The 21,979-nt window shown below is 70.7% G+C and carries 22 protein-coding genes; 14 read left to right on the top strand and 8 right to left on the bottom strand.

All coding sequences use genetic code 11. The features are described 5' to 3' along the window. Positions 1-3 precede the first annotated feature (3 nt). Together OG2516_RS12630 and OG2516_RS12625 are read right to left on the bottom strand one after the other, a co-directional pair. On the bottom strand, positions 4-678 hold the full coding sequence (locus OG2516_RS12630; RefSeq protein WP_007256071.1) for a GntR family transcriptional regulator: 675 nt from the start codon (positions 676-678) through the stop codon (positions 4-6). Between the two features lie 11 nt (positions 679-689). Continuing rightward, positions 690-1,607: a dihydrodipicolinate synthase family protein gene (locus tag OG2516_RS12625; RefSeq protein WP_007256070.1), complete on the bottom strand. Its 918-nt coding sequence runs from the start codon at positions 1,605-1,607 to the stop codon at positions 690-692. Between the two features lie 167 nt (positions 1,608-1,774). Between OG2516_RS12625 and OG2516_RS12620 the strand changes: the two genes are divergently transcribed. From OG2516_RS12620 to OG2516_RS12580, 9 genes are all read left to right on the top strand, one after another. After that, on the top strand, positions 1,775-2,779 hold the full coding sequence (locus tag OG2516_RS12620) for a sialic acid TRAP transporter substrate-binding protein SiaP (protein WP_007256069.1): 1,005 nt from the start codon (positions 1,775-1,777) through the stop codon (positions 2,777-2,779). 25 nt (positions 2,780-2,804) lie between these two features. Beyond that, positions 2,805-3,287, top strand: coding sequence for a TRAP transporter small permease (locus tag OG2516_RS12615; protein ID WP_007256068.1), 483 nt, complete (start codon positions 2,805-2,807; stop codon positions 3,285-3,287). A gap of 15 nt (positions 3,288-3,302) precedes the next feature. Further along, positions 3,303-4,604: a TRAP transporter large permease gene (locus OG2516_RS12610; RefSeq protein WP_007256067.1), complete on the top strand. Its 1,302-nt coding sequence runs from the start codon at positions 3,303-3,305 to the stop codon at positions 4,602-4,604. A 110-nt stretch (positions 4,605-4,714) separates the two neighbouring features. After that, complete coding sequence (speB, locus tag OG2516_RS12605; RefSeq protein ID WP_007256066.1) at positions 4,715-5,677, top strand: agmatinase; 963 nt, start codon at positions 4,715-4,717, stop codon at positions 5,675-5,677. Positions 5,678-5,701: 24 nt separating this feature from the next. After that, entirely contained in the window at positions 5,702-6,772 is a 1,071-nt protein-coding gene (locus OG2516_RS12600) for an ABC transporter substrate-binding protein (RefSeq protein ID WP_007256065.1), read from the top strand. Positions 6,773-6,830: 58 nt separating this feature from the next. Next, positions 6,831-7,877: an ABC transporter ATP-binding protein gene (locus tag OG2516_RS12595; RefSeq protein WP_007256064.1), complete on the top strand. Its 1,047-nt coding sequence runs from the start codon at positions 6,831-6,833 to the stop codon at positions 7,875-7,877. Then, positions 7,874-8,728, top strand: a complete 855-nt coding sequence (locus tag OG2516_RS12590; RefSeq protein WP_007256063.1) for an ABC transporter permease — start codon at positions 7,874-7,876, stop codon at positions 8,726-8,728. The genes OG2516_RS12595 and OG2516_RS12590 overlap by 4 nt, the downstream gene beginning before the upstream one ends. Further along, positions 8,725-9,522, top strand: coding sequence for an ABC transporter permease (locus OG2516_RS12585; protein ID WP_007256062.1), 798 nt, complete (start codon positions 8,725-8,727; stop codon positions 9,520-9,522). The genes OG2516_RS12590 and OG2516_RS12585 overlap by 4 nt, the downstream gene beginning before the upstream one ends. 11 nt (positions 9,523-9,533) lie before the next feature. Further along, positions 9,534-10,310: a carbon-nitrogen hydrolase family protein gene (locus OG2516_RS12580; protein WP_007256061.1), complete on the top strand. Its 777-nt coding sequence runs from the start codon at positions 9,534-9,536 to the stop codon at positions 10,308-10,310. Positions 10,311-10,314: 4 nt separating this feature from the next. Here OG2516_RS12580 and OG2516_RS12575 read toward each other — a convergent pair whose 3' ends face one another. From OG2516_RS12575 to OG2516_RS12550, 6 genes are all read right to left on the bottom strand, one after another. Beyond that, positions 10,315-11,199, bottom strand: a complete 885-nt coding sequence (locus OG2516_RS12575; protein ID WP_007256060.1) for a LysR family transcriptional regulator — start codon at positions 11,197-11,199, stop codon at positions 10,315-10,317. A gap of 119 nt (positions 11,200-11,318) precedes the next feature. Continuing rightward, positions 11,319-13,397: a TRAP transporter permease gene (locus tag OG2516_RS12570; RefSeq protein WP_007256059.1), complete on the bottom strand. Its 2,079-nt coding sequence runs from the start codon at positions 13,395-13,397 to the stop codon at positions 11,319-11,321. Positions 13,398-13,470: 73 nt separating this feature from the next. Continuing rightward, positions 13,471-14,472, bottom strand: a complete 1,002-nt coding sequence (locus OG2516_RS12565; protein WP_007256058.1) for a TAXI family TRAP transporter solute-binding subunit — start codon at positions 14,470-14,472, stop codon at positions 13,471-13,473. Positions 14,473-14,580: 108 nt separating this feature from the next. Then, positions 14,581-15,765 carry an aldose 1-epimerase family protein gene (locus tag OG2516_RS12560; protein ID WP_007256057.1) on the bottom strand — a complete coding sequence of 395 codons (1,185 nt, stop codon included), beginning with the start codon at positions 15,763-15,765 and terminating at the stop codon, positions 14,581-14,583. A gap of 95 nt (positions 15,766-15,860) precedes the next feature. Then, positions 15,861-16,418: a cupin domain-containing protein gene (locus OG2516_RS12555; protein WP_007256056.1), complete on the bottom strand. Its 558-nt coding sequence runs from the start codon at positions 16,416-16,418 to the stop codon at positions 15,861-15,863. Next, positions 16,415-17,278: an alpha/beta hydrolase gene (locus OG2516_RS12550; protein ID WP_007256055.1), complete on the bottom strand. Its 864-nt coding sequence runs from the start codon at positions 17,276-17,278 to the stop codon at positions 16,415-16,417. Before OG2516_RS12550 ends, OG2516_RS12555 begins: the two co-directional genes overlap by 4 nt. Positions 17,279-17,415: 137 nt before the next feature. On the opposite strand from OG2516_RS12550, the gene OG2516_RS12545 reads away from it, so the two are divergent. The 5 genes from OG2516_RS12545 to OG2516_RS12525 are packed head-to-tail and all read left to right on the top strand — an operon-like array spanning position 17,416 to position 21,963. After that, complete coding sequence (locus OG2516_RS12545) at positions 17,416-18,540, top strand: mandelate racemase/muconate lactonizing enzyme family protein (RefSeq protein ID WP_007256054.1); 1,125 nt, start codon at positions 17,416-17,418, stop codon at positions 18,538-18,540. Between the two features lie 4 nt (positions 18,541-18,544). After that, positions 18,545-19,546 (top strand): ABC transporter ATP-binding protein, encoded by a 1,002-nt coding sequence (locus OG2516_RS12540; protein ID WP_040615957.1) that lies wholly within the window; start codon positions 18,545-18,547, stop codon positions 19,544-19,546. Beyond that, entirely contained in the window at positions 19,543-20,562 is a 1,020-nt protein-coding gene (locus OG2516_RS12535) for an ABC transporter ATP-binding protein (RefSeq protein WP_007256052.1), read from the top strand. The genes OG2516_RS12540 and OG2516_RS12535 overlap by 4 nt, the downstream gene beginning before the upstream one ends. Further along, positions 20,546-21,502: an NAD-dependent epimerase/dehydratase family protein gene (locus tag OG2516_RS19030; RefSeq protein ID WP_007256051.1), complete on the top strand. Its 957-nt coding sequence runs from the start codon at positions 20,546-20,548 to the stop codon at positions 21,500-21,502. Before OG2516_RS12535 ends, OG2516_RS19030 begins: the two co-directional genes overlap by 17 nt. Further along, positions 21,499-21,963 (top strand): RidA family protein, encoded by a 465-nt coding sequence (locus OG2516_RS12525; protein WP_007256050.1) that lies wholly within the window; start codon positions 21,499-21,501, stop codon positions 21,961-21,963. The genes OG2516_RS19030 and OG2516_RS12525 overlap by 4 nt, the downstream gene beginning before the upstream one ends. The last annotated feature ends 16 nt before the right edge of the window (positions 21,964-21,979 follow it).

The following is a 21,979-nucleotide window of genomic DNA, read 5'->3' as shown; positions in this document are numbered from 1 at the left end:
CTGTCAGAGCTCTATCGCCCGGTCGCGGGCATTGCGCACGTGCGCCTCGATGGCGGCGACGGCGGCGGCGGCGTCGCGCGCCTTGAGCGCGGCGATCACCGCGAGGTGGTCGTTGAAGGCGGAGGGAAGGGTGTGCTTGGTCAGCTTGATCCGGTCGAGCTTGATCAGCCGGATGCGGATCGAGTTGACGTTGTAGGCCTGCACCATCAGCTCGTTGCCCGTCGCCGCGATCAGCACGTCGTGGAAGGCGCTGTCCACGTCCTGCCCCTCGTCGAAGAACTCGGGCGGCGGCGCGGCCTGTCGGTCGAGCCGCTCGAGGATCGAGCGGTGCAGCGTCTCCTGGCCGCCGAGCACCTCGTCGGGCATCTTGCGCACCGCCGAGAGCACCGCCTCGCGCTCGAGGGCCATGCGCAGCTGGAAGGCATCGCGGATCATCGGCAGGTCGATCACGGTGATCTGGATGCCGCGCTGGGGCATCACCGTCAGCAGGCCCTCCGCCTCGAGCCGGGGCAGCAGCTCGCGCAGCGCCCCGATCGACATGTCGAGCAGCGACACCAGTTCCTTCTGCGACACCACCTGCCCGGGCCGCAGCCGGCCCTGCAGCAGCGCCTGCTGGAACCGGTCGTACGCCGCCGTCTTGAGCGGCGCGGCGGCGGGGCGGGAGGTTTCGTCGGCCATGGGCCCTCCGGTCAGGCTGCCTCGCCGGGGACGTAACCCGTCTGCGCGAGCGCGGCGAGCACGGCGTCGGTCTCGGCCGCGGGCAGGGGGGTGAGTGGCGGCATGGTGCGCGCCCAGGCGGGGTCGTCGTAGCGGCGGGCCAGCAGCGCCTTGAGCGCGGCAAGACCGCCGGTGCCGTCCACGGCCTCGATCCGGCGCACCGAATCCTGCCGCCGGCCGGCCGTCGCCTCGGCGTCGGGCGCGGCGAGGATCGCGACGGCGTCGGCGGCAAACAGGTTCGGCATCCCGCCGATCATCCCCGCGCCACCGGCGCTGCGCAGCTCGGGCAGCACCCCGTCATGGCCGGTGAACACCGCCAGTTCGGGAAATTCGCCCGCCAGCCCCAGCCCGTTGGCGAGCACGCCGGTCGAGTCCTTGATCCCGACGATCCGCTCGCCGAACCGCCCGAGCAGCCGACGGACCAGCGCAGGCGTGTAGGAGATGCGGGCGAGCTGCGGGATGTTGTAGAGCAGCAGGTCGATCCGCTCCGCGCCGGAGCGCGCGACGAGGGCGGCGAGGAAGCTCTCGATTCCCGCGTCGCCCGGCTCTGGGTAATAGAAGGGCGGCAGCACCAGCGCCGCGCGGCAGCCGAGGCGCTCGGTCGCGGCGAGCATGTCAGCGGCGTCGGCGAGCGCGGTGTTCATGATCGCCGGGATCATCCGTTCGGGCGCGATGCCCGCCTCGGCCAGCGCCTCCAGCGCGGCGATCTTCTCGGCCGAGCCGAACGACGTGCCCTCGCCGGTGGTGCCGAAGAGCGAGACATGGCTGCAGCCGTCGTCGAGCATCTGGCGGCAATGCCGCGCCAGCCGCGCGACGTCGATTCGGAAGTCCGCGTCCACGGGCGTCACCGTGGCGCAGACGATTCCGTCGAGTTTGTCCTTGTCCGCCACGGCGATCCTCCGTTCGATCCAACTGATACAATCAGTTATGCAACCAACATGAGCATCACTGTTTACATCAGTCTGCACTTGTTGCAAGGTCCAGCCTGTCCGTCGAGCCGGACAGGCCTCCCCGGGAGAGGGAGGCGCGCGGCCGACACAATGGAGGGAGGAGCCACATGACCATCCGCACCACCACGCGCCTCGCGCTGTCCGCCGTTTCCGCCATCGCGCTCAGCGCCGGCGCCGCGGTCGCGCAGGACGATCCGATCGAGGTGAAGTTCACCACCGTGTCCGTGCCCACGGACCTGCACACCCAGGCGATGGGCGTGTTCAAGGAGACGCTCGACGAGCTCGAGCCGGGCACCTTCGACATCCAGCTCTACGATTCGGGCTCGCTCTTCGGCCAGAACGGCGATCTCGACGCGCTCCAGCGCGGCAACGCCGAAATGGCCTACGTGTCGTTCCAGCTCATCGCCGACGCGATCCCGAAATTCGGCCTGCTGACCGCCGGCTATCTGTTCCAGGACGCCGACCACTACCGCGCCTTCATGGAGAGCGATCTCGGCGCCGAGTTCAAGGACACGGTGCGCGAGGAGATGGGCATCGAGCTGCTCGCCGTCTGCTACCTCGGCACCCGCCAGCTCAACCTGCGCAGCGCGATGGACGTGCAGACCCCGGCCGATCTCGACGGCCTGAAGCTGCGGATGCCCGGCTCCGACGCCTGGCTGTTCCTCGGCGAGGCGCTCGGCGCCAACCCGACGCCGCTGCCCTTCTCCGAGGTCTATCTCGGCCTCCAGACCGGCACCATCGACGCGCAGGACAACCCGCTGCCCACCGTCGAGGCGGCCAAGTTCTACGAGGTTACCGAGCAGATCACGCTGACCAACCACCTCGTCGACGGCCTGCCGATGGCGGTCAACGAGCAGACCTGGGAGCAGCTCGACGACGGCCAGAAGGCCAACATGGTCGAGGCCGCGCAGACCGCCTGCGAGTGGAACAACGAGCGCCGCTACGAGGAGGAGGACCGTCTCGTCGCCTTCTTCGAGGAGGAGGGCCTCACCGTCACCGAGCCCGACCTCGACGCGTTCCGCAGCCACGTCCAGGACGTATACATGACTTCCGACCGCGCCGCCGACTGGCCCGAGGGCTGGGTCGAGCAGATCAACGCGATGGCCGACTGACGCGCGACAGGCGAAGGCCGCGACCATGACATCCACGGCCTTCACATGGCTCAAGCGGGGCGCCGATGCTGTCGGCGTCCTGCTCTTCCTCGCGGCCTTCTGCGGCTTCATCGTGCAGGTCTTCTGGCGCTACGTGCTCAACGACCCGCTCGCCTGGACCGAAGAGTTCGTGATGATCTGCTTCATCTGGACCGTTTTCTGGGCCGCCGCCTTTCTCGTGCCGGTGCGCGACCACGTCTCGTTCGACGTCGTCTACGACACCGTCACCCCGCGCACCAAGCGCGGCTTCAACATCGTCACGCTGGCCATCATCGCGCTCGCCTTCGCGTGGCTCGTGCCCTACACGTGGGACTACCTGCAGTTCCTCACCCGCAAGAAATCGCCCGTCCTGCGCATCCAGATGCACTGGGTCTACGGGTGCTACATTCTCTTCGTCGCCGCCTTCGCGCTCCAGTCGGTCTGGCGGATCTACGAGCTGTTCCGCCCGGACTGGCGCGAGCACGTCTGAGGACATTTCCCGCACATGATCGCCACCGCCGCGCTACCGCTGATGATCGCCATTCTGATCGCGACCACCGTGATGGGGATGCCGCTGGGCATCTCGATGATCGTGTCGTCGATCTTCTACCTCATCATGAGCGGGCGCGACGTCGGACTCGCCGCCGAGATGGTGCTGAACGGGGTATTCGGCAATTTTGTCGCGCTGGCGGTGCCGCTGTTCATCTTCGCCGCCAACATCATGAACGCCTCCAAGATCTCCGACCGGCTCTTGAACTTCGCGCTGGCGATGGTCGGCCGGCTGCCGGGCGGGCTCGGGCAGGTCAACATCTTCACCAGCCTGCTGTTCTCGGGAATGAGCGGCAGCGCCGTCTCCGACGTCGCCGGGGTGGGCAAGATCCTCACCAACATGATGACCGAGAACGACCGCTACCCCCGCGGCTTCGCCGGCGCGGTGACGGCGACCTCGTCGGTGGTGGGGCCGATCTTCCCGCCGTCGATCCCGATGGTGTTCTACGCGCTGATCTCCTCCACCTCGGTGGGCGCGCTGTTCCTCGGCGGCGTGCTGCCGGCGCTGCTCGTGGTGGTGACGCTCGGCATCGTCGTCGGCGTCTCCGCCAAGCTGCGCGGCTTCCCCGTCGAGGCGGCGATCCCGCTGCGCCGGATCCCGATGATCATCCTGCGCGCTCTGCCGCCGCTGATGATGCCGGTGATCCTGCTCGGCGGCATCTATTCCGGCGCCTTCACCCCCACCGAGGCCGCGGCGGTCTCGGCCTTCTACGCGCTGCTGCTGGCGGTGTTCGCCTACCGCTCGATGGGGCTCGCGGAGTTCGTCGAGGTGGTCCGCGCCACGGTGCGCACCACGGCGGTGGTGACGATCGTGCTGTGCGGCGCGTTCATCTTCAACTACGTCGTCACCGTCGAGCGCGTGCCGCAGGCGGTGTTCCTGTTCTTCGACCAGTTCGAGCTCAACGTCGTCATGTTCTTCCTGATGGTGAACCTGCTCTACCTGGTGCTCGGCTGCTTCCTCGACGTCTCGACGATCATGCTCGTCATCACGCCGCTGTTCATCCCCACCGCCGCGGCGCTCGGGATCGACCTGCACCATTTCGGCATCGTCATCGTCTTCAACATGATGATCGGCCTGATCACGCCGCCCTACGGGATCCTGCTGTTCATCATCAAGGCGCTCAACGGAATCCCGCTGGGCGAGATGATCCGCGAGATCTGGCTGTTCATCGCCGTGCTGATCGTGCTGCTGCTCATCATCACCTTCTTCCCCGCCCTGAGCCTCTGGCTGCCCCGCTACGCCGGCCTGCTCGGCTGAGGGAGCGCTTACATTGAGCAGCCCCAATGTAATTATTGACAGGCCGTAATTCCTCCGCGCCGGGAAATCGGGTCTAATCGCTGCCCGAGAGACAGGCAGCGGGAGCCCGGATGACCAACCTGAACCAGCCCCTCGGGGGCAACGAGATGCCCCGCTTCGGCGGCCCGGCCACGATGATGCGCCTGCCGGCGGCCGACAGCGCGGCGGGGCTCGACGCCTGCTTCGTCGGCATCCCCATGGACATCGGCACCTCCAACCGCCCCGGCACCCGCCTCGGTCCGCGTCAGATCCGCGACGAGAGCCGGATGCTGCGGCCCTACAACATGGCCACCGGCGCCGCGCCCTTCGAGCACCTGCAGGTCGCCGACATCGGCGACGTCGCGATCAACACCTTCGACCTCAGGGATTCCGTCCGCCGCATCGAGGCGCACTACGATACCGTCCTCGCGACCGGCGCGCTGCCGCTGACGCTGGGCGGAGACCACACCCTGACCTGGCCGATCCTGCGCGCCATGCGGAAGATACACGGCCCCGTCGCGCTGATCCACGTCGACGCCCACGCCGACATCAACGAGCACATGTTCGGCGAGACCGTCGCCCACGGCTGCCCGTTCCGCCGCGCCTGGGAAGACGACTGCCTGCTCAACGAGCACGTCTTTCAGATCGGCCTGCGCGGCACCGGCTACTCGCCCGACGATTTCGACTGGGGCCGCCAGCAGGGCTGGACGGTCATCCAGGCCGAGGAAATATGGTACAAGTCGCTCGCCCCGCTGATGGAGCGCGTGCGCGCCGCCATCGGCGACAGGCCCGTCTACCTCAGCTTCGACATCGACAGCCTCGATCCGGCCTTCGCGCCGGGCACCGGCACCGTCGAGCCGGGGGGGCTGTCCACGTGGCAGGCGCTCGAGATCGTGCGCGGCTGCGCCGGGCTCAACCTCGTCGGCTGCGACCTAGTCGAGGTCTCGCCGCCCTTCGATCCATCCGGTAATACGGCACTGATCGGTGCGAACCTGCTCTACGAGATGCTCTGCGTCCTGCCGGGCGTGCCGCAGACGAACGACCGCAAAGACTGAAGAAACCTCATCAGGGAGACCACCATGACAACGAGACGCGGATTTCTCGCCTCCACCGGGGCCCTTGCGCTGGGCTCGCTCGCGGCGCCCTCGATCCTGCGCGCCCAGGGCGGCGCACTGAAGGTCGGCACCTACGGCGGCTACTTCGAGGAGAGCTTCCAGAACCACATCTATCCCGACTTCACCGCCGCCACCGGCATCGAGGTCGAGTCCATTGCCGAGCCCACCGGCGAGGCGTGGCTGGTCCAACTCCAGCAGGCCGCCCGCGCCGGGCAGGCGCCCGCCGACGTGTCGATGATGGCGCAGGTCGCCCGCATCCGCGGCGAGCGCGCCGAACTCTGGGCCAAGCTCGACCGCGCCGCCATGCCCAACGTCGAGAACCTGCCCGAGCACTTCCTCCACACCTACGAGGACGGCAGCTTCTACGGCACCGGGGCCGTGGCGTGGTACATCTCGCTCGTCACCAACACCGACGTCTACCCCGAGGCGCCCGAGAGCTGGGCGACGCTGTGGGATCCGGCCAACGAGAACAGCCTCGGCCTGCTGGCCCTCGCGTCCAACTCGTTCCTGCTCGAGATCACCGCGACGGTCCACTTCGGCGGCACCGACATCCTCGCCACCGAGGAGGGCGTGCTCGAGGTGATGAACAAGCTCGCCGAGGTGCAGCCCAACGTGCGGCTGTGGTACCGCGACGAGGGCCAGTTCCAGCAGGGGCTGGAGACCGGGGAGATCCCGATGGGCCAGTACTACCACGACGTCACCGGCCTCGCCGCCGCCGACGGCAAGCCGGTCCGCTCGACCTTCCCCGCCGAGGGCGCGGTGCTCGATTCCGGCTCTTGGGTCGTGTCGCGCGCCTCCGACGCGATCGAGCAGAGCCAGATCTTCATCGACTACATGGCCCAGCCCGAAGTCCAGGCCAAGCTGTCGCGCTTCGTGGGCACCGCGCCCACCGTGCCGCGCGAGATGACCGACCTGACCGACGAGGAATTCGCCGCCGTCTCCTCCGACGTCGCGCCCATCCTGCCGCGCTACGAGCTCTACGTGGACAAGGCCGACTGGGTGAACCAGAAGTGGTCGGAAATCGTCACCCGCTGAGCGGACACACTCTCGCGGCCGGCCCGCCCCCCGGGCCGGCCGCAACAAGGATACATGCATGACCGAGCTTTCCCTGCGCGGCCTCACCAAGCGCTTCGGAAACCACACGGCCGTCGACGACGTCACCCTCGACGTCCCCGACGGCAGCTTCATCTGCCTGCTCGGCCCCTCGGGCTGCGGCAAGACCACCCTCCTGCGCCTGCTCGCGGGCCTCGAGGAGCCGACCGCCGGCGAGGTCTCCGTGGCCGGGCAGGACCAGACGAACGTGCCGCCCGAGAAGCGCGAGTTCGGCATGGTGTTCCAGTCGCTCGCGCTGTTCCCGCATCTCAGCGTCGCCGACAACGTCGCCTACCCGCTCAGCATCCGCGGCCGGCCCCGCGCCGAGAGCCGCAAGCGGGCCGACGAGCTGCTCGCGCAGGTCCAGCTCGCCGGCATGGGCGACCGCCGCATCCACCAGCTTTCCGGCGGCCAGCGCCAGCGCGTCGCCATCGCGCGCGGCCTCGCCATCGAGCCCAAGGTCTTCCTGCTCGACGAGCCGCTCTCCGCCCTCGACGCCAACCTGCGCGAGCAGATGCAGGTCGAGCTGCGCCAGCTCCAGCAGCGGCTCGGCGTCACCACCGTGGTCGTCACCCACGACCAGAAGGAGGCGCTGACCATGGCGGACATCGTCATCGTCATGGACAAGGGCCGCGTGCAGCAGGTCGGCGCGCCGATGGAGGTCTACCGCGACCCTGCCAACGCCTTCGTCGCCGGCTTCATCGGCACCTCCAACCTGCTCCCCTGCGAGCTGACGGACGCGTCGAGCCTCACCCTCTCCGGCCAGCGCCTCGCCCTCGACCCCGCCGACCGCGTCAAGTGCAGCCCGGGCCAGCCCGCCGTCCTGTCGGTGCGCCCCGAGGACACCCGTCTCGGCCCGGCGGGCGAGGGGCTCGAGGCGCGGGTCGTCTTCATCCGCGACCTCGGCGAGAGCACCCAGTTCGTGCTCGACCACGACGGCACCGAGATCACCGCCCTCTACGCCCCCGACGCGCGCTCCGACTTGAAGGTCGACGACCGTGTCGGCCTCGGCTTCGTGCCGGGCAAGCGCGTGGTGCTGCCGGCATGAGCGGCAACCGGCGCACCGTGACCCCGGCCTGGCTGGCGGCGCTGCCCGCCGGCTGGCTGGCGGTCTTCTTCGTCATTCCCTTCGCCATCATGCTCGCCGTCAGCGTCGCCCACCGGGTGCCCGGCGGGTTCTTCGAGATGGGCTTCGAGCTCGACAGCTACCGCCGCTTCCTGTCGCCGTTCTTCGGGGGCATCCTGCTGACCTCGGTGCTGATCTCGGCGGCGGCGGCGGTGATCTGCGTGACCCTCGCGCTGCCCTTCACGCTGTTCCTGTCGCGCCTGCGCCGGCGCGGGCAGACGCTGGTGCTGGTGATCCTGCTGTCGATCCTGTCGCTGTCGGAGGTGATCGTCGGCTTCTCGCTCTCGACGTTGCTCTCCAAGACGGCGGGCGTCGGCAACTTCTTCGTCTGGCTCGGCCTGCTCGAGGAATCCCGCTCCTACACGCCGAGCCTCTTCGCGCTGATGACCGGCATGTGCTACCTCGCGCTGCCCTATTCAGTGCTGGTGCTCTACCCGCCCGTCTCGCGGCTCGACCCGGAGCTCGGCGAGGCCGCGCGGATGATGGGCGCGAGCCCGTGGCGGGCGTTCCGCACCGTGACGGCACCGCTGCTGCGCCTGCCGCTGTTCGGCGCGCTGATCCTCGTCTTCGTGTTCACCCTCGGCGTCTACCTGCTGCCCCAGGTGCTCGGCCAGCCGCAGCACTGGACGCTGTCGGTCCACATCACCGACCAGGCGGTGTTCCAGTCCAACCTGCCGTTCGCGGCGGCGATGGCGGTGCTGCTGCTGCTGGTGTCGCTGGCGATGGTCGGGCTGACCCTGCTGCTCGGGCGCGACAAGGGAGCCGAGGCATGAGCCGCACGCTGCGCACCGCCTACATCGTCCTCGTGCTGGCCCTGCTCGCCGCGCCGCTGCTGGTGGTGGCGGGCGTGTCGATCAACGAGCAGCAATCCCTGCGCTTCCCGCCGGAGGGCCTGTCGCTGCGCTGGTACGGCGAGCTGTTCCGCACCCCCGACTGGCTGGGCGCGCTGACCAACTCGCTCGTCATCGCCGCGGTCTCGAGCCTGCTGGCGGTGATCGTGGCGCTGCCGCTGGCGCTCCACGTCTGGGCGAGGCAGGGCTGGCTGTCGCGCGGGCTCTACATGCTCGGCGTCGCGCCCTTCATGCTGCCGCCGGTCATCTCGGCGCTCGGCTTCCTCGTCTTCTGGGTCTCGGTCGGGATGTACGGCCAGATGACCGCGACGATCGTCTCGCACGGCATCTTCCTCGTGACGCTGCCGGTGGTGACGATCACGCTGGGGCTGCAATCGGTCGACCTGTCGCTGATCGAGGCGGCGCGCACGATGGGCGCGAACCGGGGCAAGGTGCTGCGCACGGTGATCCTGCCGCTGATCTTCCCCTACATGGTCTCGGGCTACGCCTTCGCCTTCGTGCTGTCGCTCAACGAGTACATCATCGCCTACATGGTCGCCGGCTTCACCGTCGAGACGCTGCCGATCAAGATCTTCAACTCCCTCCGCTACGGCTACACCCCGATCATGGGCGTGGTCTCGGTCCTGTTCGTCGCCCTCGCGGCGCTCGTCTTCGGGCTGATCGGCCGCTTCGGCAACCTGCCGCGCCTGCTCGGGGCCGAGCGGGTCGACACCTGAGGAGACAGCCCATGCTGCGCATCGCACTCTGGCAAGGCGCCGGCATCGCCGGCGATCTCGACGCCACCCTCGCCGAGGTCGCCCGGCGCGCCGACGAGGCGCGGGAGCAGGGGGCCGGTCTGCTGGTATTCCCCGAGGGCTACCTCACCGGCTACCACGTCCCCGGCCTCGCTCCCGGCGGCCTGCCGGGCGTCGAGGCGGCGCTCGAGCAGGTAGCCGACATCGCCGCCCGCACCGGGCTGACGATCCTGATGGGCACCCACCTCGACACCCCCGACGGCCTCAGCAACGCCGCCGTCGCCTTCGGCCCCGACGGGCGCGAGCTCGGCCGCTACGCCAAGCGGATGCTGTTCGGCGGCTGGGAGAAGGACACCTTCCGCCCCGGCGCCGCGCCGCTGCGCTTCGAGTGCGGCGGCCTGCGCGTCGGCGTGGTGATCTGCTACGACGTGGAATTCCCCGAACTGCTGCGCGCCGAGGCCGAGGCCGGGGTCGATCTCGTCGCGGTGCCGACGGCGCTGATGGAGCCGCACGAGCGCATCTCCCGGCAGGTCGTGCCGGTGCGCGCGATGGAGAACCAGGTGTTCGTCGCCTACGCCAACCGCGCCGGCACCGAGCCCGACCTGCGCTTCGTCGGCCTGTCGCGCATCTGCGGCCCGCGCGGCGAAACGCTCACCGAGGCCGACGCCGCGCCGACGCTGCTCTTCGCCGACCTCGACCGGCAGGTGCTGCTCGACGAGCGCGCCGAGAGCTCCTACCTCGCCGACCTCGCCACCGCCCGCGGAGCCTGACGCCTCACGCGTGCCGCGCCAGCACTTCGGCGCGCAGCAGCTCGACCGCCTCCGGCTGCGGCCCGCTGCGCGTCACCACGTCGATCGTCACGTCGCCGTCGGGCCCTTGGAAGGGCAGGGCGCGCAGCTCGCCCCGCGCCACGTGCGCGGCGGCGGCATGGTCGGGCAGGAGCCCCAGGTAGGTGCCGCTCAGCACCATGATGATCTGCGCCTCGATCTCCTGCACGAACGCGTCGCTCTCCGACAGGCTCCGCCGCCGCTGCCGCCGCTTGCTCCAGTAGCGGCGGTGCACCCACGGATGCGCCCCGAGCTCCGCCTCCGCCACCTCGCCCGCCTCGAACAGCGGATGCGCGCGCCCGCAATAGAGGCTGTGGCGCTCGTGGTAGAGCACCTTGTGCTCCAGCCCGCTCAGCAGCCGGTCGAAGCCGCCGATGCCGATGTCGAAGCTGTTGTCGTGGATGCCGCTCAAAATGTCCTGCGGCCGCTCGACGGTCAGCTCCACCTGCACCGCCGGCGCGAGCGCCCTGAACCCGCGCACCGCGTCGGGCAGCCGGAAGTGCGGATCGGTGGCGAGGCAATCCACCACCGCCAGCCGCACCCGCCCCACCAGCCCGCCCCGGAGCGCGGCGAGCTTGCTGCCGTGGCTCTCGAGCTCGCCGAGCAGCGACTGCCCGAGCTCGTGCACGATCCGCCCCTCCTCGGTCAGCACGAACCCGCCCCGTCCGCGTTGGCACAGCCGCACGCCGAGTCGCTCCTCGAGGGCGGTGATGTGGTTGGAGATGGTCGGCTGGCTCAGCCCCAGCTCGGCCTGCGCGGCGGAGAAGCCGCTGTTCCTCACGACGCTGTCGAAGATCGCGAAGTGGTGCAGCTCGGTCCCGGTGATCTTCATCGCGCCGTTCTACCCGCGCGCGCCGCGTCCGTGAAGTCCGCAGGCGACCCCGTGTCCGGGAGCCGCCCTGCAGGCCTTGGCATCAAGCCTCCGCGTCGCCGTTGAGGCGGTCGGTATGTCTACTCCGGCTCCACCACCGGCTGCGGCGTCTGCCCCAGCATCGGCAGCTGGCGGATCACCGCGGGCAGCACCAGCAGGACGCCGATGATCGTCGGCCACAGGCTCGGTACCACGAGCAGCAGCGCCGACAGGGTCAGCAGCACCCGCTCGTAGGCCCGGAGCGGCGCGAACAGCCAGCCGGCGAAGACCGACGACAGCATCCAGATGCCGGCCATCGCCCCCAGTGTCGAGAGCCAGAACTCCGACCAGGTGAAGCCGTCCACCACCAGCAGCATCGACGGCGAGAACACGAAGACGAACGGCACCAGCGCCTTGCCCATGCCGAGCCGGAAGGCGGTGTTGCCGGCCTTGAAGGCGTTGGCGTCGGCGATTCCCGCCGCGGCATAGGCGGCGAGCGCGACGGGTGGCGTGATGTCGGCGAGCACGCCGAAGTAGAACACGAAGAAATGCGCCACGATCGGCTGCACCCCGAGCAGGCCGAGGATCGGCGCGGCCACCGCGATCATGATCAGGTAGTTCGCCGTCGTGGGGATGCCGCAGCCCATGAGCACGCAGACGATGGCGGTCATGATCAGCGTGAACAGCAGCGTCAGCGACGGCACCGACATCACGTCGAAGGGCAGGAAGGCGAGGCCGGCGGAGACCGACTCGGCCCATTGCCCGGCGACGGAGGTGACCATGTAGGCGATCTTGAAGCCGACCCCGGTGAGGGTCACGACGCCGATGATCACGCCCACCAGCGCCGCCGCGGCGGTCACCGACAGCGAGTACTTCGCGCCGACCACGAACCCGTCCCAGACTCCGGCGACGAAGTCCGTCGCCGCGCCCTTGAGGTTGGTGCCGTTGCGCAGGAGGCTCTGGATCGCCAGCACCCCGATGCAGGCGGTGATGCCCCAGAAGGCGGCGAGGTAGGGGGTCTTGCCCGACAGCAGGATCGCCACCAGCACGAACAGCGGCAGCGTGGTCAGCCAGCCGGCCTTGAACACCGCCCAGGCGACCGGGAGCTCGTCCTTGGTCAGCCCGCGCAGGCCGCGGCGGCGGGCCTCGAGGTGGACCTGCACCAGCACCCCGAAGAAGTGCATGAACGCCGGCACCAGCGCCGCCGTGAGGATCGTGGTCAGCGGCACGCCCAGGTATTCGATCATCAGGAACGCCACCGCGCCCATCACCGGCGGGGTGATCTGGCCGCCGGTCGAGGACGCGGCCTCGACCGCGGCGGCGAAGTGGCGCGGGTAGCCGATCCGGATCATCGCCGGGATGGTCAGCGAGCCGGTGGTCACGGTGTTGGCGATCGACGAGCCCGAGATCGAGCCGAGCATCGCCGAGGACAGCACCGACACCTTGGCCGGCCCGCCCGCGAAGCGGCCGGCGAGGGCGGAGGCGAGGTCGATGAACAGCTGCCCGAGCCCGATCCGCGTCGCCATCACGCCGAACAGCACGAAGTGGAACACGTAGGTCGAGATCACGCCGAGCGCGGTGCCGTAGATGCCCTGGCTGGTGAGGTAGAGGTGGTTGACGATGCCGGTCCAGTCGGCCCCGGGATGGGCGAGGACGCCGGGCATCGACTGGCCGAAATAGGCGTAGGCGATGAACAGCAGCGCGATCACCGGCAGCGGCCAGCCCATCGCGCGGCGGGTCGCCTCCAGCAGGGTCACGATCAGGATCGTCCCCATCACCACGTCGATCGGGAGCGGGTTGCCGACGCGGAAGGCGAGATCGTCGAAGATCCACGGCACGTAGAGCGCCGCGACGAGCGCGCCGGCGGCGAGCACCCAGTCGGCGAGCGGCAGGCCCAGCGGCGCGCCGAGGCCCGGCGTCGAGGGGCGCGGGCGGCCGAAGGCGACGAAGGAGAAGAACACCAGCGCCAGCGTCACGCCCATGTGGACGCCGCGGTGCGTGGTGGCGCGCGGGATGCCGTAGCCGGCGGTGTAGTAGTGGTAGCAGGCCAGCGCGAACAGCACGCCCGCCACGACCCAGCCGAGCAGCGGCGGCAGCGGACGGAACCGGACCTCCGCGTCGAACTCCTGCTCCAGAGCCTGCATTTCCTCTTCGGTGAGGCTGTCCCTGCGCTCGGTCATCGGCTTGTCCCCGCGTCGTCTGTTGGCTGCGGCACGGCGCGCAAAGGGGCGCGCGCCGTGCCGCGAGGTGAGCTTACTCCGTCAGGAGGCCGGCCTCACGGTAGAAGCGCTCGGCGCCCGGGTGCAGCGGGATGCCGATGCCGTCGAGCGCCGTCTCGGCGGTGATCTCGCGGCCCTTCTGGTGGCCGGCGTCGAGCAGCTTGCGGGTGTTGTCGTTCCACAGCGCCGCGGTGATGTCGTAGATCAGCTGCTCGGGCTGGTCCGCGCTCGTCACCCACTGGGCGCCGACCGAGAGGGTGGTGACGTCTTCGTCGACGCCCTCGTAGGTGCCGGCGGGGACGGTGTTCTCGGCGAAGAACGTGTACTCGCCCAGGATGCCCTCGGCCTCGGGGCCGGTGATCGGGACGATGGTGATGTCGTCCTGGCTCGCCAGCTCGGCGATGGCGCCGGCCGGGAAGCCGCCGACGAAGAAGAACGCGTCCATCGCGCCGTCGCGCATCCGCTCGCCGGCCTGGTCGGGCTTGAGGTACTCGGCGTCGATGTCGTCCTCGCTCAGGCCGTAGGCGTCGAGGATGATGCGCGCGTCGACCAGCGTGCCCGAGCCCGGCTCGTCGAGCGAGACGGTCTTGCCGGCGAGGTCGGCCGGAGTCTCGATGCCGCTGTCGGCCGAGGCCACGAGGTGGATCGTCTCGGGGTAGAGGTTGGCGATGGCGCGCAGGTCCTCGACCGCGTCACGGTCTTCCCAGATGCCGGTGCCGGTCTGCGCCCAGGTGGCGACGTCGGACTGGGCGAAGCCGGACTCGAGCGTGCCGCCGGCGATGGCGTTGACGTTGGCGACCGAGCCGTTGGCCGACAGCGCCGTCGCGATCAGGCCGGGCACGCCGCAGGAGCCGCCTTCCTCGCAGGCGCGCGAGCCGGGCGGGCTGGAGATCGCGTTCGCGATCAGGCCGCCGATCGGGTAGTAGGTGCCGGCGGTGCCGCCGGTGCCGATGCGGAAAAACTGCGGCTCCTGAGCCGCTGCCATCGTTCCAACCGTCGCGGCCGCGACGGCGAGCAGGGTCGTCTTGAAGCTCATGTTGTTCGCCTCCTAGAAATTTGCGTGCCACGAGGGAAAACGAAAAGCGCGGGATCTTCAACGTGATAATGCCTGCCGGGGCATGATGTCCCGACGGCACGCGCCGGCTCAGCCCTCGCCCGCGCCCCAGAGCCGCCGGAAATTGCCCGACGGCGGCGGGAAGTCTTCGTCCGGCTGCTCCGCGATCGCCCGGATGCGCGTTTCGCTCGCCGCGATCGCCTCCGCTCCGTCCAGCACCCGGAAGCTCGCTTCGTAGTCGCGCGTCTCCTGCGGGCCGAGCCAGATCATCTCGCCCCGCTCGCGCGCGAACCCGTCGCCGGGGATGTGGTGCGTCGCCGGCTCCAGCCCGAAGGCGTAGGCCCCCGAGCGGAAATTCTGCCAGGCGTAGTTGCAGGGCAGCTGCGCCTGAAGCGTCTCCACCTCGATGCCCAGCCCCAGCCCGTCGTTGACCAGCGCCACCGGCACCCGGCCGTCGGCGTCGGCGGCCATCTCGTGCTCCCAGACCTGCTCGGTGAACGGCACCCGCGGGGCGCAGGCGCGGGCATAGCCGACCCCCTGCGCCTCGTAGGCGTCGGCGTGCGAGGCCCAGAGCACGTCGCGCACCGGCGCGAGGTAGCGGCTGCCCGCGTCGAGCACCGGGTGGCCGATATTGACGTGGTAGAGCAGCATGTGCGGCGTGTCTGAAAAGCCGACATTGACCACCCGGTCGATCAGCCGGATCTCGTCGCTGCCCAGGTCGGCCTCGATGCGCCGCACCAGCCGCAGGTTCTCGGCGAAGTTCGCCGCCTGCCGGATCTCGCCCTCGGCCCAGAGGATGCAGCGATCCCCCTCCCAGCGCTCGCCGTAGCCGACGAGCCGCGCCGGCTCCATCGCGATGCGCCCGTGCAGCGGCTGCGTCACCCGGCTGCGGCGCGGGTAGTCGTAGGTCTCGGCGCTCACCACCTCGTCGCCGAGGATATGATCGAGCCCGCAGGTCACGAGGAAGCCCGAGAACCCGCGCAGCAGCCCCAGCCCGTCCTCGCCCTCGAGCTCGTGCAGCGCCGGCGCGCGAAAGCCGGTGGGCGCATGCCAGCCGATCGAGCGGCCCTTGTGCTCGACCTCCGCGATATCCATCGCCCGGTCCACCAGCACCGTGAAGCGCAGGCCGCTGCCGGTGCGGAAGTCCAGCATCCGCTGCCCCCGCTCGACCCCGTCGCCCAGCGTCACCAGCCGCACGCCTCCGAACGCCGCGAGGTCGCCCGCCAGTTCGGCAATCTGCCCCCGCGTCCGGTCGCTGCCGTAAATCCTGCTCATGTCCGTCCCCGCTGCCGATGGTTGCGCGCATGGTGGGCAATTCGGCCCGCCGCCGCCAGCCCCCGCTGTCGCGCGGCCCGCGCGACGTACCCGAATTAGAGCCGGGCCTCGCCGAGCAGCGTCACCGTCGCGTTGCGCTTCGCGGCGGGGGCCTCGGCCACCGCGAGGAACGACGAGGCGCCGCCCGCCAGCGCCTCGGGCAGCAGCAGCAGGCGGTAGAACAGGGTCGCCGCGTCGCCGACATTGCGGCCCACCACCGTCTCCGTGCCGCTCTCGAACCACGCGCCGCCCGGCTCGATCCGCTCCCGGTGCGCGCCCACCTCGGCGATCACCGCTCCCGCCGCCAGCCGGCGCAGGCCCGGACCCTGGTGGCGGTGCGGCGGGGTCGCGCTGCCCGATGCCGCCTCGACCTTGTCGAATCGCACGAGCCTGCGGCCCTCCGGCGCGACCACCTCCGACAGCACCGCCACCGCATCGGGCGCGGGCGCGTCGGCCGGGGCGGCCTCGAACAGCCAGCCCGGCCCCTCCACGCGCCCCGTCACCTCTCCCGCCGCCGCGTGCCCGCGCCCGCAGGCGAACCACGCCGTGCCGCTCTCCGGCAGCACGAGCGGGCCCTCGGGCAGGTCGTAGACCGCCAGCCGCACGCCGCTCATCTGAGGCCGCTCTGGCGCAGGATGACGTCGAGCGTGAGGCCGTCGGGCCGGAGATAGTCCTCGAGGATGTCGAAATGGTCGTGCCCCGCGAGCAAGTGCAGCAGCGGCTCGTGGCCCTCCCGGCGCAGCATCTCGTAGTAGCGCCAGGTCTGCGCCACCCAGTGCACCGGCTCGCGCGTGCCGGCCATCAGGCAGATCTCGGCCCGTCGCCTGGGCGGGCGCGCCTGCATGTCGTTGCGCGCCGCGATCTCCTCGGTCAGCCCGAGCTCGGCGTTGACGCTCGTGCCGATCGCCGGGCGCGGATCGAAGATGCCGCTCGTCAGCACCGCGCCGCGCAGCCCCGCCGGCTTCTCCGCCAGCCCGGCATCGGCGAGGATCGCCGCGCCGAGATGCGCCCCGGCGGAATGGCCCGAGAGGGTGATCCGCTCCGCATCGCCGCCGATCTCCTCGACGTGGTCCGCCACCCAGCCGAACCCGGCGACGGCCGAGGCGGTCACCTCGTCGAGCGTCACGGCGGGGCAGAGGTCGTAGTTGGCGATGACCGTCGTGATCCCCAGCGGCACGAGGACGCCCGCGAGGAACGCGTAGTTCGCCTTGTCCTGCGCCCGCCAGTAGCCGCCGTGGTAGAAGACGTGCACCGGCCGCGGCCCGTCCCCGGCGGCGCGGAAGATGTCGAGCCGGTGCAGCGGCCCGTCGCCGTAGGCCACCTCCTCGGGCTGGCCCAGCGTGGCGCGTGCCGCGTCGTTGAGCGGCGCCAGCCGGGCGCGCACGTCGGCGAAGCCGGGGAAGGCGGCCTGCGGGTTGAACTGAAACTCGTGCTCCTCAACCGTGAGCCCGTCCCAGGGGTTTCCGTCCGCCACTTTGCGCCCTCGCCATGTTGATCCGTTCTCGACAAAGGCTACCGAGCTGGAGGATGCTTTCAACCATATTGTTGCGCTTTGGTTCAAAATGGTTCACCAATGGCGCGAAATTGGTTGTCGCCGGAGGAGCGCACCCCTTGAAGATCGCATCGATCACCTTCATCGCCCTCGCGGTCCCGGTGTCGGGCAAGCCCTACGGCATGTCCCGCCTGATCGCGTCGGGCCGGCAATCGACACTGGTGCGGCTGGTGCTCGAGGACGGCACCGAGGGCGTGGGCGAGGCCTGGGGCCCGCCGGCGCTCAACCTCGCCTACCTCGATCTGCTCCGGGGCTACCTCGAGGGAACCGGCCTGTTCGAGATCGAGCACACCTTCGACCGCATCCTCGCGCGGCACTACCATTTCGGCGTGCAGAACCCGATGCTCACCGCCATCTCGGGCATCGACATCGCCGCCAAGGACGCGACGGGCAAGCTGCTCGGCCTGCCGGTGGGGCGGCTGCTCGGCGGGCGGCGCATCGACAGCGTGCCGATCTACGCCTCCGGCGGCTACCTGACCGAAGATCCCGAGCCCGACTTCGCGCCGCAGATCGAGGCGATGGCCAAGGCCGGCCACACCCGGGTCAAGATCAAGATCGGCACCGGCCCCGCCAGCGACGCCGCCCGGCTCGGGACGGCCCGCGCGATCCTCGGCGAGGCCGCCGAGATCGCGGTCGACATCAACGGCAACTACACCTTCGACCAGGCCCGCCGCTCGGCCGACGCGATGGCCGAGCACCGCCCGCACTGGATCGAGGAGCCCGTCGCCCCGCGCGACGCCGAGGGCCTCGCCCGGCTCGCGGCGCACACCTCCGCGCCCCTCGCCACCGGCGAGGCGCTCTACACGGTGCACGATTTCGCCCAGCTCACCGACGGCGCCGCGATCCTGCAGCCCGACCTGTCGCTCTGCGGCGGCTTCTGGCAGGGCCGGCGCATCGCCGACCTCGCGATGGTGCGCGGCCGCCGGCTGTCGCCCCATGTCTGGGGCGGCGCGGTCGGGCTCGCGGCGGCGCTGCACTTCATCTCGTCGCTCTCGGTCTGGCCCCACGCCGACAACCACCCGGACCCGGTGACGCTGGAATACGACCTCGGCGAGAACCCTCTGCGCGAGGAGCTGCTGCTCACCCCGCTGCGCCCGGTCGACGGCGCCATCGCGGTGCCCGAGGGGCCGGGGCTCGGGATCGAGATCGACTGGGACAGGGTGCAGCATCATGCCGTCGGCTGAGGTGATGAGCGATACCGTCCTCGAGGTGCGCGACCTGCACACCCAGTTCGACACGCCCAACGGCATCGTGCGCGCGGTGCGCGGCGTCACCTTCACGGTGCGACGGGGCGAGACCCTCGCCATCGTCGGCGAAAGCGGCTCGGGCAAGTCGGTCTCGGGCCTGTCGATCATGGGCATCCTGCCGCGCAACGCGGCGGTGACGGGCGGCGAGATGCTGTTCTCCGCCGCCGGCGGCCCCCCGCGCGACCTGCGCAAGCTGCCCGAGAAGGAGCTGCGCAAGGTCCGGGGGCGGCAGATCTCGATGATCTTCCAGAACCCGATGTCGAGCCTCAACCCGGTCTTCCCGATCGGCGAGCAGATCGCCGAGACCCTGCGCCACCATCTCGGCCACTCCCCCGCCAAGGCCCGCGCCGCCGCCGTGTCGCTGCTCGCGCAGGTGGGCATCTCCGATCCCGAACGCCGCGTCGACGCCTACCCGCACGAGCTGTCGGGGGGCATGCGCCAGCGGGCGATGATCGCGCTGGCGCTCGCCTGCGACCCGGAGCTGCTGATCGCCGACGAGCCGACCACCGCGCTCGACGTCACCATCCAGGACCAGATCATCCGCCTGCTGGCCCGGCTCCAGCAGGAGCGGCGGATGTCGATGATCTTCGTCACCCACGACCTCAAGCTCGTCGCCGAAATCGCCGACCGGGTGGCGGTGATGTATGCCAGCCGAGTCGTCGAGGAGGGCGCGGTCGACAAGGTGCTCAACCGCCCCGCGCACCCCTACACCAAGGCGCTGCTCGACTGCATCCCGCGCCGCGACTACGACAGCGACGCCGGCCGCACGCTCAAGCCGATCCCCGGCGTCATGCCCAACCCGCTCGCGCCGCCGCCGGGCTGCGCCTTCGAGCCGCGCTGCCCGATCCCGATCGAGGTCTGCAGGGCCGCCGTGCCGCCGTTCGAGGAGATCTCGCCCGGCCACAACACCGCCTGCCTGCGCTGGCGGGAGCTGCGGCCATGAACGCCGTGGCGCACCTCGGCACCGACACGCACCCCACCGCCCCGGCGCAAGAGGAAGACGTGCTGGTGCGCGTGTCGGGGCTGAGCAAGCACTTCGGCACCGGGGGCGGGCTGTTCACGGCGGCCGCCGCACCGGTGCGCGCGGTCGAGGACGTGTCGCTGACGGTCAACCGGGGCGAGGTGGTCGGCGTGGTGGGCGAGTCCGGCTCGGGCAAGTCCACCCTCGGGCGCCTCGTGCTGCGCCTGCTCGATCCGACGGCGGGGCGGGTGATCTTCGAGGACGAGGACATCACCGACCTGCGCGGCGCCGCCCTGCGCGGCTTCCGCCGCCGCTTCCAGATGATCTTCCAGGACCCGCTCGCCAGCCTGAACCCGCGCATGACCGTGGGCGACGCGCTCATCGAGCCGATGCAGCTCCACTTCAAGCTGTCGCGCAAGGAGGCCGCCGCGCGCGCCGTCGAACTGCTCGAGCAGGTGGGCCTCTCGGCGAGCGACATGCGCCGCTACCCGCGCTCGTTCTCGGGCGGGCAGGGGCAGCGCGTCGCCATCGCCCGGGCGCTGGCTTCCGAGCCGAAGTTCATCGTCGCCGACGAGCCGGTCTCGGCGCTCGACGTGTCGATCCAGGCCGAGGTGGTGACGCTGCTGCAGCGGCTCCAGAAGGATCTCGGGCTGGCAATGCTGTTCATCAGCCACGACCTCTCGGTCGTCGAGGTGATCGCCGACCGCGTCGTCGTGCTCTATCTCGGCCGGGTCATGGAGGTCGCGCCGACCGAGGCGCTCTACCGGACCCCGGCGCACCCCTACACCGCCGCCCTGCTCGAGGCGGTGCCCGGCACCTCGCGCAGCGGCGAGCCGCTCAAGGGCGAGATCCCGAGCCCGAGCAACCCGCCCTCGGGCTGCGTCTTCCGCACCCGCTGTCCCTTCGCGCTCGACGCCTGCGCCGCCGACGTCCCGGCGCTGCGCGACGTCGGGCCCGGCCACCAGAAAGCGTGCATCCGCGATGACCTCGACCTCTGACAGCCCGGTACTCGTGATCGGCGGGCGCGGCTTCGTCGGCGCCCACGTTACCGAGGCGCTGATTGCCTCGGGCCGCCCGGTCCACCTGTTCGGCCCGGCGATGGAGGACGACCTCCTCGCGCCGCTCGCCGGGCGCTTCACCGAAACCGTCGGCTCGATCACCGATCGCGCCGCGCTGGCCGACGTGCTGGCCGACAGCGGCGCGCGCGAGGTGGTGACGATGGCCGCCCACAGCGCCGGGCGCGTCGGGCTGATGCGCTCGGGCGAGGCCGAGGCCGACAAGGCGATGGCGGTCAACGTCGACGGCTTCCGCCTGCTCTGCGAGGCGGCGCGCGAGGCCGGGGTGACGCGGCTGGTGTGGACCTCGTCCACCGTCGTCTACGGCGACGCCGCCGACTACCCCGCCGGCCCCGTCGACGAGGACGCGCCCTGCCGCCCGCGCACCTTCTACGGGCTGACCAAGCAGCTCGCCGAGGCCGTCGCCGGGCACCACCGCCGGGTTCACGGCCTGCCGGTGACGGGGCTGCGCCTGCCGCTCGTGCTGGGGCCGAAGCTCTGGTACGCCGGCGCCGCCGCCGCGATCCTCGAGGCCGCCGCCGCCGCGCGCGAGGGCCGCGCGCACCGGGTCGCGTTCCACGACGACCCGATGGACCTGATGCACGTCACCGACTGCGCCCGCGCGGTCCTCGCCTGCCTCGACCACCCGGAGCCGCCGGGCGAGATCTACAACCTTACCGGCTTCACCGCGCGCATGTCCGAGCTGCTCGCCGGCCTCGCCGCCCGAGCGCCCGGCTGGCGCGCCGAGCACGAGATCACCCCCGCCGCCCGCGACTTCCCGCCCGTGAGCGCCGCGCGCATCCGCGCCGACCTGGGTTTCGCCCCGCGCCACGACCTCGACGCCGTCCTCGACGGCCTGATGCAGACGAAGGAGACGGCATGAGCCGCATCGACGACCGCCTGGCCGAGCTGGGCCTGACCCTGCCCGAGGCCGCCGAGCCCTCGTTCAACTACGTGCCCGTCACCGTGCATGGCGGCGTCGCCTACGTCAGCGGCCAGCTGCCCAAGGTCGACGGCGCGGTGCGCACCTTCGGCAAGGTCGGCGACGCGGTCGACCTCGAGACGGCGCGCGGCGAGGCGGAGATCTGCGTGCTGCAGGCGCTCGCCTGCCTCAAGGCCGAACTCGGCTCGCTCGACCGGGTGGTGCGGGTGCTCAAGGTCAACGGTTACGTCGCCTCGGCGTCCGGCTTCAACGGCCAGCCCAAGGTGCTCGACGCCGCCTCCGACCTGCTCGGCAAGGTCTTCGGCGAGCGCGGCGTCCACGCCCGCGCCGCCGTCGGCGTCGCCGAACTGCCGCGCGACGCGGCGGTGGAGATCGAGATGATCGTCGCCGTCGGCGACTGAGCGACGGAGACAACAC

This window comes from Oceanicola granulosus HTCC2516 (assembly GCF_000153305.1).
GTDB lineage: Bacteria > Pseudomonadota > Alphaproteobacteria > Rhodobacterales > Rhodobacteraceae > Oceanicola > Oceanicola granulosus.
Note: the sequence above shows the minus strand (reverse complement) of the source record. Positions and strands in the feature narration are given on the sequence as shown.